Here is an 11854-nt window from a genome sequence, read left to right as displayed (position 1 = left end):
TGTGTGGGGATATTCACTATAAGGAATAAGAAAAGTTGTCGCGGTTTGAGGGATTAACTTTGTTGTTCTCGTAGGGCGAGTGGATGTTTCCTTGTGGGAAACTGTCTGTTTGTCTTTTTTGTGAGGCGTGTGCTGATGAGGGTTTGATCGCTTCAGGTGTTGAGGCTATTGATGTCTAGGGGTTTGGCTGTCAGTTTGGATTTTATTTTTTTATTATTTGTTATTGTTTTGTAGTGGGGTAAGTTGACACGTTTTGATGTTTTTTTACTCATCTCTGCTATTTGTTGAAATGAGTTTCTGTACTAGGATGCGTCATCGCAATTGATGCGATCAATTGATTTATCTGACTGGGCTAATAACAAGTCGTAGATGGATGATGACGAATCTTTAAGTGCACATGGAGTAACAAGCATGACCGGTATTACCAATAAATTTTCCGCTGGCGTAGTTGTAATGATGGCTTTGATGGCTAATGCCTATGCCGGCAACGCTTGCCCGACTGTCGGGGCGATCCAGCAAACAGCGATGAAAGACGGCGGCTTTGTCTACACCGCAGCTGCCAGTAAAGGTCTGCAATGGACAGGCGAGAACCCGATAGCTGCAAAGGAGGATCTGATAGCCGTAGCCTTCGAGGAAGCGTATGTCGTCAACGCGAAAAACTTCGTAGCCTGCGATTACGTGGGACCAAAACGCGAAGGTGTGCGAATGACGTTGAAATCCGCTGACGCGGTGAAGCCAGTGGGCGCTGCCTGGACCAACCAGACCCAGGCCGATGGCAGCGTGCTGCCTCGTTGCGCGGGCGTGGCGCCGGAGCAGTGCACGTTTGAGTAAGTAGCCTCGCGCCGACTTGGTTCAAGCCTGGGTCGGCCACTGCGGCAACGTTGTAAGCAAAAAGCATAAAGATCGCAGTCTTGCGGCAGCTTCTACAGGGGTACATAAAAACCTGAAGAAGCTGCCGTAGGCTGCGATTTTTTGCTTTTGTGCTGCGCCATTTATCTGTCAAATACAAAGCAACCTAACTATTACGTTGACATTGGCTGCCTAGGCAGTAACATCTCGTCATACATTCACTGCTTAGGCAGCTAATTGGTGGTCAGATGAAGCATTTCACCCCAGACGATTTCGAAAACTGCCACCTCGGTCTCCTGCTGGGACGTGCCGCTCTGCTCAAAGACCGGATCATCGACACCCACATGGAACCCCACGGCATCACCGCCGCTCAGTTCAAGGTGATGATCATCGTGGCCCAGTTCGGCGTCGATACCCCGGCCGAGTTGTGCCGTCACCTGTCGCTGGACAGCGGCTCGATGACCCGCATGCTTGATCGCCTGGAACAGAAAGGTTTCCTCATCCGCCAACGCTGCGAGGCGGATCGCCGCCAGGTTCAACTGGTGCTGACGGCAGAAGGCCAGAACCTTGCCGACCGCCTGCCGCACATTGGCGCCGACGCCATGAACGAACTGGCCGGCGCCATCACCCCCGATGAGCTGAAAACCCTGGAACACCTCCTCAAGAAAATCCTGATAGCCGCCGGTGATTCGATCACCCTGCTGCGGGTAGGTGACAAATGAACAGTAAAACTCTGCGCACCGGGTTGAGCCTGGCCCTGGCCGCCATGACCCTGGCCGGTTGCGCCAGCTACAGCGGCTTGACCACAGAAGGCAAAAGCCTCGATGCGAAAACCCTCAAGGCCGGACAATCCCTCAGCGGCGTAAGCCTGTCGCCAGCGGCCTGGCCGAAAAACGACTGGTGGAAAAGCCTCGGCGACCCGCAACTCGACGGTCTGATCCGCGAAGCCTTGCACGACAGCCCCGACATGCAAATCGCCGACGCCCGCGCGCACCAGGCCAGCGCTGCTGCCTATGCCGCCGACGCCGCGCGCATGCCGACCCTCGATGCCAGCGCCGGTGTCAGCCGCTCGCGTCTGGCCCGCGATCAGGACCCGACCGGGCAGGGCGGCACTTACGCCACCGTGCGCAACATCGGTGCCAGCTTCAATTACAACTTCGACTTGTGGGGCGGTCAGCGTGAAGCCTGGGAAGCTGCATTGGGGCAAGCTCGCGCCGCCGAAGTCGATCAACAGGCCGCGCAGTTGACCCTGTCCGCCGACGTCGCCCGCGCCTACAGCGACTTGGGGCAGGCGCACATCGTCTACGACCTGGCCAATGAAGACCTCAAGCGCACTAAACAAATGCTCGATTTGGGTCAGCGTCGCCTGAGCTCGGGCATCGACAGTCAGTATCAGTTCCAGCAGACCCAAAGCCTGGAAGCCACGTCCGAAGCCAGCCTGATCGACGCCGAAAAACGCTTGAACAGCGCCAAAATCGCCCTGGCGGTACTGCTCGGCAAAGGTCCGGACCGCGGCAACGAAATCGCCCGACCGAAAATTCTTCAGGCCAGCGTAGTCGCTTTGCCATCGGTGCTGCCCGCCGAATTGCTCGGCCGTCGTCCCGACCTGGTGGCCGCTAGGTGGCGGGTCGAAGCCGCGAGCAAGAACATCGCCGCCGGCAAAACCCAGTTCTATCCCAACTTGAACCTCAGCGCCGCGGCCGGTGCCGAATCGTTGTTGGGGGATGCAATGTTTGGTTCGGCGAGCCGTTTCTTCAACATCGCCCCCACGATTTCTGTGCCGATTTTCGACGGTGGCCGCCTGCGCGCCGACCTCGATTCCCGCGACGCCGATTACGACCTCGCGGTGGCGCAGTACAACAAAAGCCTGGTGAAAGCGCTCGGCGATGTCAGCGACACCATTAACCAGTTGCGCGATATCGGCCGGCAAATCGGTGCCCAGCAGCATGCCACCGACATTGCCCAGGATTCTTACAACACCGTGGTCCAGCGGTACGGTTCCGGCATCGGCAACTACCTGGACGTGCTCAGCATCGAGCAGCAATTGCTCCAGGCCCAGCGTCAGCTGGCCAACCTGAATGCCGAGCAGATCGACTTGTCGATCCAATTGATGCAAGCGCTGGGCGGCGGTTTTCAGGGCGAAACCCTGACCGCAGCCAACGCCCTCCCAGCCACGCAGCACAACTAATTCAAGGTATTTGTCATGGCCACTGCCGATACATCTGCTGCTCCAACCAACACATCACCAGACAACGCTCAAGACACGAGCAATTCGCGTAAACGCAAAGTCATGCTGGTCGTTCTGGCCATCGTGGTTGTCCTCGCCGGTGTCGGCGTCTGGGGTTATCACGAACTCTTCGGGCGCTGGAACGAGAGCACCGACGACGCCTATGTGAACGGCAATGTGGTGGAAATCACCCCGCTGGTCACCGGCACCGTGGTCAGCATCGGCGCGGATGATGGTGACCTGGTCCACGAAGGCCAGGTGCTGATCAATTTCGACCCGAATGACGCCGAAGTCGGCCTGCAAAGTGCCCAGGCCAATCTGGCCCGCACCGTGCGCCAGGTACGCGGTTTGTACAGCAACGTTGACGGCATGAAAGCCCAGGTCAACGCCCAGCAGGCTGAAGTGCAGAAGGCTCAGGACAACTTCAATCGCCGGAAAAACCTCGCCGCTGGCGGTGCGATTTCCCAGGAAGAACTGTCCCACGCTCGCGACGACCTGACCTCGGCGCAAAACGCCCTGGCCAACGCCAGGCAGCAATTGAAAACCACCAGTGCGCTGGTCGATGACACTGTGGTCTCGTCGCACCCGGACGTGATGTCGGCCGCCGCGCAACTGCGTCAGGCGTACCTGAACAACTCGCGCAGCACCTTGATCGCGCCGGTCACTGGTTACGTGGCCAAGCGCTCTGTGCAATTGGGTCAACGGGTTCAGCCGGGCACCGCGCTGATGGCGGTGATTCCGCTGGATCAACTGTGGATCGACGCCAACTTCAAGGAAACCCAATTGCGTGACATGCGCATCGGTCAGCCGGTGGACATCCAGGCCGACCTGTACGGCAGCGACGTGAAATTCAGCGGCACCATCGACAGCCTCGGCGCCGGTACCGGCAGCGCATTTGCCCTGCTGCCGGCGCAAAACGCCACCGGTAACTGGATCAAAATCGTCCAGCGCGTGCCGGTGCGGATCCACATCAACGCCGAAGAACTGGCCAGGCACCCGTTGCGCGTGGGGCTGTCGACTCAGGTTGACGTGAACCTGCACGACCAGAGCGGCCCGGTGCTGGCGCAACAGCCACCGCAAAAGGCCTCGTTCAGCACCAACGTCTACGACCGTCAGTTGGCTGAAGCCGACGCGATGATCACTCAGTTGATCCACGACAACAGCGCGGCGGTCAGCAAGACCGCGCAACGCTGATTCGCCAATCCCTCAGCGGCGCTCCGTTAATGGGCGCCGCGCCCTCCCGGTTTCAAAGGATTCGCGATGAGCAATAACGCCTCTTTCACGCCGCCCAGCCTGTTGCTCAGCACCATCGGCCTGTCGCTGGCGACCTTTATGCAAGTGCTCGACACCACCATCGCCAACGTGGCGCTGCCGACCATTTCCGGCAACCTGGGCGTGAGTTCGGAGCAGGGCACGTGGGTGATTACTTCCTTTGCCGTGAGCAACGCGATTGCGCTGCCGCTGACCGGTTGGCTCAGCCGCCGCTTCGGTGAAGTGAAGCTGTTTCTCTGGGCCACGGTGCTGTTCGTGCTGGCCTCGTTTCTCTGCGGCATCTCGACCTCGATGCCGGAACTGATCGGTTTTCGGGTGCTGCAAGGCCTGGTGGCCGGTCCGTTGTACCCGATGACCCAGACGCTGCTGATCGCGGTCTATCCCCCCGCGAGGCGCGGCATGGCCCTGGCGTTGCTGGCGATGGTCACGGTGGTGGCGCCCATTGCAGGGCCGATTCTTGGCGGCTGGATTACCGACAGCTATAGCTGGCCGTGGATTTTCTTCATCAACGTGCCGATCGGCGTCTTCGCAGTGATGGTGGTGCGCCAGCAACTCAAGGCGCGCCCGGTGGAAACCAGCCGCCAACCGATGGATTACGTGGGATTGATCACGTTGATCATTGGCGTCGGTGCGTTGCAGATTATCCTCGACAAGGGCAATGACCTGGACTGGTTCGAGTCGACTTTCATCCTGATTGGCGCGGCCATCTCCGTGATCGCGCTGGCGGTGTTCATCATCTGGGAAATGACCGATAAGCACCCGGTGGTGAACCTGCGGCTGTTCGCGTATCGCAACTTCCGCATCGGCACGCTGGTGCTGGTGCTCGGCTACGCCGGGTTCTTCGGCATCAACCTGATCCTGCCGCAATGGCTGCAAACCCAGATGGGCTACACCGCGACCTGGGCGGGGTTGGCCGTGGCGCCGATCGGGATTCTGCCAGTGCTGATGTCGCCGTTTGTCGGCAAGTACGCGCACAAGTTCGACCTGCGATTGCTGGCCGGGCTGGCGTTCCTGGCCATTGGCCTGAGCTGCTTCATGCGCGCCGGGTTCAACAATGAAGTGGACTTCCAGCACATCGCCCTGGTGCAACTGTTCATGGGCATTGGCGTGGCGCTGTTCTTCATGCCGACCCTGAGCATCTTGATGTCGGACCTGCCACCGAGCCAGATCGCCGACGGCGCGGGCCTGGCGACGTTCCTGCGCACACTGGGCGGTAGTTTTGCGGCGTCACTGACCACCTGGATCTGGATTCGCCGGGCGGATCAGCATCACGCGTATCTGAGCGAAAGCATCACCACATTCGATCCGGCCACCCGTGATGCACTGAACACCTTGGGCGGGGCGGGTAACCCGGCCTATGCGCAGCTGGATCATGTGCTGACGAGTCAGGCGTACATGCTCTCCACCGTGGATTACTTCACGTTGCTGGGCTGGGGGTTCATGGGGTTGATTCTGATTGTATGGCTGGCGAAACCGCCGTTTGCAGCGAAAGCGGGGCCGGCTGCTTCCGGTCACTGACCTAAACACAATCCACTGTAGGAATGAGCCTGCTCGCGATAGCGGATTCACATTCAACACTTTTGTTGACTGATCCACCGCTATCGCGAGCAGGCTCACTCCTACAAAGGGTTTTGTGTTCGGCAGTCAGTGAGTGGGAGCGGCCAATTGCGGTGGCGGGGTGAAGTCGAAGGGGGCCAGTGCAAACCCGTTCTCATCCACCTGCAACGCCCAGCCCTGGCGATCCCAATCCCCCAGCACAATGCGTTTGGCCGCTTGTTCGCCCAACTGCAACTTGTGGATGGCCGGGCGATGGGTATGGCCGTGGATCAAGGTTTTCACGCCGTATTCCTGCATGATCCGCGGAATTTCCTCCGGCGTGACATCCACGATGTCGTTGGCCTTCATCCGCGTTTGCGCGCGGCTTTCACTGCGCAGCTTGCGCGCCAGCTTATGCCGGGTGCGCAGCGGTAAATTTCGCAGGATGAACAGGCTGATCGGGTTGCGCAGGTAGCGACGCAGCTTCATATAGGCTTCGTCGCGAGTGCAGAGGCTGTCACCGTGCATCAGTAGCACCGGTTCGCCGTAAAACGGCACGACACTCGGGTCCTTCAACAGCGTGCAGCCGGCCTGTTTACAAAAGGCCTGGCCGAGCATGAAGTCGCGGTTGCCGTGCATCAGAAAAATGGCCGTGCCGCTGTCGCTCAATTCGCGCAGGGCCTGGCAGATGGAACGCTGAAAGGGCGTCATGGCGTCGTCGCCAATCCACGCTTCGAAAAAGTCGCCCAGAATGTACAGCGCACTCGCCGAGCGGGCGCGTCCGGCGAGCAAATCCAGAAACGCCCGGGTAATGTCCGGGCGCTCCTCTTCCAGATGCAAGTCTGAAATCAGCAGTATCACTCAATGATCTCGGCTTTCTCGATGATCACGTCGTCTGCTGGTACGTCCTGGTGGCCGGACTTCATGGTGGTGGCAACACCTTTGATCTTGTCGACCACGTCGGTGCCTTCAACGACTTTGGCGAACACGGCGTAGCCCCAGCCCTGAGTGGTCTTGGCGCTGTGGTTCAGGAAGCTGTTGTCAGCCACGTTGATGAAGAACTGGGCGGAAGCCGAATGCGGTTCCATGGTGCGAGCCATGGCCACGCTGTACTTAACGTTCGGCAGGCCGTTGTCGGCTTCGTTCTGGATGCTTGGGCGCTTGTCTTTCTTTTCTTTCATGCCTGGCTCGAAACCGCCGCCCTGGATCATGAAGTTACCGATGACACGGTGGAAAACGGTGTTTTCGTAGTGACCGGCTTTCACGTACTCGATGAAGTTGGCCACGGTGATCGGGGCTTTTTCAGCGTTCAGTTCCAGGACGATGTCGCCATGGTTGGTGGTCAGTTTGACTTGGGTCATGATCGGTACTCTTTAATGAATTCGTGGGTTTCGGGGCGTCAGGGCCCTTAACCGGTCCGGCCAACAGCAGCCAAGGTGCGCAGTTTAGCGCGACAGGCGTTAATTTCGAGGCTGTTTTTCAAAACAGGTGCATTAAACGCACCTGTTTTAGGGCCCGCTCTGTCAGCAGCTTGACAGCATCGGCTATGATAGCGGCTTTGTTTTGTCAGGCCTTTCGTTCCGGCCACGCACTTGTACGTTCAAGGATCCTATGAGCAAGCCCACTGTCGACCCTACCTCGAATGCCAAGACCGGCCCTGCCGTGCCGGTCAATTTCCTGCGCCCGATCATCCAGGCGGACCTGGACTCGGGTAAGCACACGCAGATCGTCACCCGTTTCCCGCCTGAGCCCAACGGCTACCTGCACATCGGTCACGCCAAGTCGATCTGTGTGAACTTCGGCCTGGCCCAGGAATTCGGCGGCGTCACCCACCTGCGTTTCGACGACACCAACCCGGCCAAGGAAGACCAGGAATACATTGACGCGATCGAAAGCGACATCAAATGGCTGGGCTTCGAATGGTCCGGCGACGTGCGCTTCGCCTCGCAGTATTTCGACCAGTTGCACGACTGGGCCGTCGAGCTGATCAAGGCCGGCAAGGCCTACGTCGACGACCTCAGCCCGGAACAAGCCAAGGAATACCGCGGCACCTTGACCGAACCGGGCAAGAACAGCCCGTTCCGTGATCGCTCCGTGGAAGAAAACCTCGACTGGTTCGCCCGCATGCGTGCCGGCGAGTTCCCGGACGGCGCCCGTGTGCTGCGGGCCAAGATCGATATGGCCTCGCCGAACATGAACCTGCGCGACCCGATCATGTACCGCATCCGTCACGCGCATCACCACCAGACCGGCGACAAGTGGTGCATCTACCCGAACTACGACTTCACCCACGGTCAGTCGGACGCCATCGAAGGCATCACCCACTCGATCTGCACCCTGGAATTCGAAAGCCATCGTCCGCTGTACGACTGGTTCCTGGACGCGCTGCCAGTACCGGCGCACCCGCGTCAGTACGAATTCAGCCGCCTGAACCTGAATTACACCATCACCAGCAAGCGCAAGCTCAAGCAACTGGTCGATGAAAAGCACGTGTTCGGTTGGGACGATCCGCGCATGTCCACGCTGTCGGGCTTCCGCCGCCGTGGTTACACGCCTGCGTCGATCCGCAATTTCTGCGACATGGTCGGCACCAACCGTTCTGACGGCGTCGTCGATTTCGGCATGCTCGAGTTCAGCATCCGCCAGGATCTGGACCAGAACGCTCCGCGCGCCATGTGCGTGCTGCGTCCGTTGAAGGTGGTGATCACCAACTACCCGCAAGACCAGGTCGAGAACCTCGAACTGCCGCGCCATCCGCAGAAAGAAGAACTGGGCGTGCGCAAGCTGCCGTTCGCCCGTGAAATCTACATCGACCACGATGACTTCATGGAAGAGCCGCCAAAAGGCTACAAACGCCTGGAACCCAACGGCGAAGTGCGTCTGCGCGGCAGCTACGTGATCCGCGCCGACGAAGCAATCAAGGACGCCGATGGCAACATCGTCGAACTGCGTTGCTCGTACGACCCGGAAACCCTGGGCAAGAACCCTGAAGGCCGTAAGGTCAAAGGCGTGGTGCACTGGGTGCCGGCCGCTGCCAGCGTCGAGTGCGAAGTGCGTCTGTACGATCGCCTGTTCCGCTCGGCCAACCCTGAGAAGGCTGAAGACAGCGCCAGTTTCCTGGACAACATCAACCCTGACTCGCTGCAAGTCCTCACCGGTTGTCGTGCCGAGCCTTCGCTTGGCAATGCACAGCCGGAAGACCGTTTCCAGTTCGAACGCGAAGGTTACTTCGTCGCGGATATCAAGGACTCGAAACCAGGTCATCCGGTGTTCAACCGTACCGTGACCTTGCGTGATTCGTGGGGCCAGTGATTCAAGGAAACTAAAGTGCTTACGATCTACAACACGCTCACCAAGAGCAAAGAAGTCTTCAAGCCTCTGGATGGCAACAATGTGCGCATGTACGTCTGCGGGATGACCGTGTACGACTACTGCCACATTGGCCATGGCCGCAGCATGGTCGCGTTCGACCTGGTGACCCGCTGGTTGCGGTTCAGCGGTTATAACCTGACCTACGTGCGCAACATCACCGACATCGAAGACAAGATCATCAATCGGGCGAAGGAGAACGGCGAGCCGTTCGAGGCGCTGACCGAGCGCATGATCACCGCGATGCACGAGGACGAGGCGCGCCTCAACATCCTCAAGCCGGACATGGAACCGCGGGCCACCGATCACATCGCTGGCATGCAAACCATGATCCAGACGTTGATCGACAAGGGCTATGCCTACGCACCGGGCAATGGCGACGTGTACTACCGCGTCGCCAAGTTCGTGGGCTACGGCAAGCTGTCGCGCAAGAAAATCGAAGACCTGCGCATCGGCGCGCGGATCGAAGTCGACGAGTCCAAACAGGACCCGCTGGACTTCGTCTTGTGGAAAGGCGCCAAGCCGGGCGAGCCGAGCTGGCCTTCGCCGTGGGGCGACGGTCGTCCAGGCTGGCACATCGAATGCTCGGTGATGTCGACCTGCTGCCTCGGCGAGACCTTCGACATTCATGGCGGCGGCAGCGACCTCGAGTTCCCGCACCACGAAAACGAAATCGCCCAGAGCGAAGCGGCCACCGGCAAGACCTACGCCAACGCGTGGATGCATTGCGGCATGATTCGCATCAATGGCGAGAAGATGTCCAAGTCCTTGAACAATTTCTTCACCATTCGCGACGTGCTGGAAAAGTACCACCCGGAAGTCGTGCGTTATCTGCTGGTGTCGAGCCACTACCGCAGCGCGATCAACTACTCGGAAGACAACCTCAAGGACGCCAAAGGCGCGCTCGAGCGTTTCTACCACGCGTTGAAAGGTCTGCCGAACGTGGCACCGGCCGGTGGCGAGGCCTTTGTCGAGCGCTTCACCCAGGTGATGAACGACGACTTCGGCACGCCGGAAGCTTGCGCGGTGCTGTTCGAAATGGTGCGTGAGATCAACCGCCTGCGCGAGAGCGATCTCAATGCGGCGGCGGGCCTGGCAGCGCGCTTGAAGGAACTGGCGAGCGTGCTGGGCGTGTTGCAGCTTGAGGCCGATGACTTCTTGCAGGCTGGCGCTGAAGGGCGTGTGGATGCCGCTGAAGTGGACGCGCTGATTGCTGCGCGTCTGGCGGCTCGTGCCGGTAAAGACTGGGCCGAATCCGACCGCATCCGCGACCAGCTCACCGCCATGGGCGTGGTGCTGGAAGACGGCAAGGGCGGCACGACCTGGCGTTTGGCTGACTGATTGCGTTATCCGCTGCAAAACAAAACCCGCCTTGTGCGGGTTTTTGTTTATGTGCAGGGCTCAAAGGTTGTGGTGTCCCGGCTGGCGCTATCGCGAGCAAGCTCGCTCCCACAGTTGATCTTCGCTTGGTTTGAGTTCTGCGCACGACACTGAACCCTGTGGGAGCGAGCTTGCTCGCGATGGTCTAAAGCCGAACACCAGGATTGCGGTTCACTCATCACTCAGCCTGGCGCAACCGCTTATAAAGGGTATTGCGACTAACCCCCAACCGCCGGGCCAAGTGCGAAATATTCCCCCCAGCCGCCCGCAACTGCCGATTCAAATCCTCGACATCGTAGATCCATTCTAGCGAATGCTTTCAGTCCATAATTACAGGTACTCTATTAACTAATTTTTTGAGCAATCAATTTTACGGTGGCATATTTTCTATCGGGGCCAACAAGTCGCTCTTTGTAGTGTTTGATAATAAACTTTTTCTCCAGGATTTTTTTTACCTCTTCGGTAACACCCAGTTCACGCCAATTTTCACCGTTGCCACTAATACTTTCATAAATTAAGAATCCAGCGGGTTTGATTATGTCGATTAAATTTTCTATTAAATATTTACTGTAAAAATGAATGATGATCGCGGCTGAAAAAGAACAGCTTTTGAAAGGGAGTGGTTTTCTGCAGTCCATAATAATTGGGTTTATGTTTTTATAGTTTAAGAACCACGAGTTGCTAAAGCTTTCATAAGAAAAATCTGCAGCCACTACATTTAAATTATGTTTGGATAATAGTGCCGAATTACGTCCATACCCACACCCCGCATCAAGAACAGTTGACCCTTTATGTAAATTTAAAGCTGAAAGCTGAGCCTCCAAGAAACTGGAAGGATCATTGGATAGTGGCTTTTTATGTCGACTGTATTGGCTGTCGATTTGATTATTTCTCAATCTCATAGGGAACCTGCGAAAATTGCACTGCCAATAAAAAATTACTACTGCATGCCCCGTCTGAGATTTTAAAGTCATTAGGGCTGTTGGCCTAAACTGAAAATTTAAGATAGCTCAAGAGGTTCGATAACGCATTCTCGCGTCGGTTAGATGCCTCGTTGTTTTTTGAAGGGCTGTGCGCCGCATCCGTGAAGTTCGCTAATAGAAGAACTATATGGAGATGTCGCTGCAATGTTGTTTTTCGCTATATAGCCTTTACTAAAAAGACGAGTCGTCTGTTGGGTTATGGGTCACTAAAAGGCCATTAGTCGATTCCATATTGACA

Annotated in this window: 10 protein-coding genes and 1 pseudogene; 7 read left to right on the top strand and 4 right to left on the bottom strand. The window is 57.7% G+C overall.

Annotated features, from left to right (window positions below):
• Nucleotides 1–411: 411 nt before the first annotated feature.
• The 5 genes from SB725_RS28390 (at nucleotide 412) to SB725_RS28370 (ending at nucleotide 5866) form a co-directional block, all read left to right on the top strand.
• Nucleotides 412–831: a DUF3757 domain-containing protein gene (locus SB725_RS28390; protein ID WP_197622302.1), complete on the top strand. Its 420-nt coding sequence runs from the start codon at nucleotides 412–414 to the stop codon at nucleotides 829–831.
• Between the two features lie 266 nt (nucleotides 832–1097).
• Entirely contained in the window at nucleotides 1098–1571 is a 474-nt protein-coding gene (locus SB725_RS28385) for a MarR family winged helix-turn-helix transcriptional regulator (RefSeq protein ID WP_027925078.1), read from the top strand.
• The gene (locus SB725_RS28380; protein WP_410922911.1) at nucleotides 1568–3037 is read left to right on the top strand and encodes an efflux transporter outer membrane subunit; all 1470 of its coding nucleotides are present in this window, start codon (nucleotides 1568–1570) and stop codon (nucleotides 3035–3037) included. Before SB725_RS28385 ends, SB725_RS28380 begins: the two co-directional genes overlap by 4 nt.
• A 15-nt stretch (nucleotides 3038–3052) precedes the next feature.
• Complete coding sequence (locus SB725_RS28375) at nucleotides 3053–4270, top strand: efflux RND transporter periplasmic adaptor subunit (protein ID WP_027925080.1); 1218 nt, start codon at nucleotides 3053–3055, stop codon at nucleotides 4268–4270.
• Between the two features lie 66 nt (nucleotides 4271–4336).
• Nucleotides 4337–5866: a DHA2 family efflux MFS transporter permease subunit gene (locus SB725_RS28370; RefSeq protein WP_027925081.1), complete on the top strand. Its 1530-nt coding sequence runs from the start codon at nucleotides 4337–4339 to the stop codon at nucleotides 5864–5866.
• Between the two features lie 126 nt (nucleotides 5867–5992).
• Here the strand turns inward: SB725_RS28370 and lpxH are convergent, their stop codons facing one another.
• Nucleotides 5993–6745 (bottom strand): UDP-2,3-diacylglucosamine diphosphatase, encoded by a 753-nt coding sequence (lpxH, locus tag SB725_RS28365; RefSeq protein WP_027925082.1) that lies wholly within the window; start codon nucleotides 6743–6745, stop codon nucleotides 5993–5995.
• Nucleotides 6742–7245 (bottom strand): peptidylprolyl isomerase, encoded by a 504-nt coding sequence (locus SB725_RS28360; RefSeq protein WP_027925083.1) that lies wholly within the window; start codon nucleotides 7243–7245, stop codon nucleotides 6742–6744. Before SB725_RS28360 ends, lpxH begins: the two co-directional genes overlap by 4 nt.
• A 250-nt stretch (nucleotides 7246–7495) precedes the next feature.
• Here SB725_RS28360 and SB725_RS28355 point away from each other — a divergent pair, with 250 nt between their 5' ends.
• The gene (locus SB725_RS28355) at nucleotides 7496–9196 is read left to right on the top strand and encodes a glutamine--tRNA ligase/YqeY domain fusion protein (RefSeq protein ID WP_027925084.1); all 1701 of its coding nucleotides are present in this window, start codon (nucleotides 7496–7498) and stop codon (nucleotides 9194–9196) included.
• A 15-nt stretch (nucleotides 9197–9211) separates the two neighbouring features.
• Nucleotides 9212–10594, top strand: a complete 1383-nt coding sequence (gene cysS, locus SB725_RS28350) for a cysteine--tRNA ligase (protein ID WP_027925085.1) — start codon at nucleotides 9212–9214, stop codon at nucleotides 10592–10594.
• Between the two features lie 217 nt (nucleotides 10595–10811).
• Here the strand turns inward: cysS and SB725_RS28345 are convergent.
• Nucleotides 10812–10928: pseudogene (locus SB725_RS28345) on the bottom strand (helix-turn-helix domain-containing protein); the annotation flags it as partial.
• A gap of 49 nt (nucleotides 10929–10977) precedes the next feature.
• Nucleotides 10978–11535 (bottom strand): class I SAM-dependent methyltransferase, encoded by a 558-nt coding sequence (locus tag SB725_RS28340; RefSeq protein WP_194940359.1) that lies wholly within the window; start codon nucleotides 11533–11535, stop codon nucleotides 10978–10980.
• Nucleotides 11536–11854 lie beyond the last annotated feature (319 nt).

It is taken from the genome of Pseudomonas sp. SIMBA_041 (assembly GCF_046535095.1).
GTDB classification, from domain to species: Bacteria; Pseudomonadota; Gammaproteobacteria; order Pseudomonadales; family Pseudomonadaceae; genus Aquipseudomonas; species Aquipseudomonas mucoides.
This window is presented reverse-complemented; position numbering and strand designations above follow the sequence as displayed.

Bases quoted from the DNA above. Each gene is read 5' to 3' on its own strand.
- SB725_RS28380 (WP_410922911.1), top strand. From the start codon at position 1,568: ATGAACAGTAAAACTCTGCGCACCGGGTTGAGCCTGGCCCTGGCCGCC.
- SB725_RS28355 (WP_027925084.1), top strand. From the start codon at position 7,496: ATGAGCAAGCCCACTGTCGACCCTACCTCGAATGCCAAGACCGGCCCT.
- SB725_RS28385 (WP_027925078.1), top strand. From the start codon at position 1,098: ATGAAGCATTTCACCCCAGACGATTTCGAAAACTGCCACCTCGGTCTC.
- SB725_RS28390 (WP_197622302.1), top strand. From the start codon at position 412: ATGACCGGTATTACCAATAAATTTTCCGCTGGCGTAGTTGTAATGATG.
- SB725_RS28340 (WP_194940359.1), bottom strand. From the start codon at position 11,535: ATGAGATTGAGAAATAATCAAATCGACAGCCAATACAGTCGACATAAA.
- SB725_RS28370 (WP_027925081.1), top strand. From the start codon at position 4,337: ATGAGCAATAACGCCTCTTTCACGCCGCCCAGCCTGTTGCTCAGCACC.
- SB725_RS28375 (WP_027925080.1), top strand. From the start codon at position 3,053: ATGGCCACTGCCGATACATCTGCTGCTCCAACCAACACATCACCAGAC.
- SB725_RS28360 (WP_027925083.1), bottom strand. From the start codon at position 7,245: ATGACCCAAGTCAAACTGACCACCAACCATGGCGACATCGTCCTGGAA.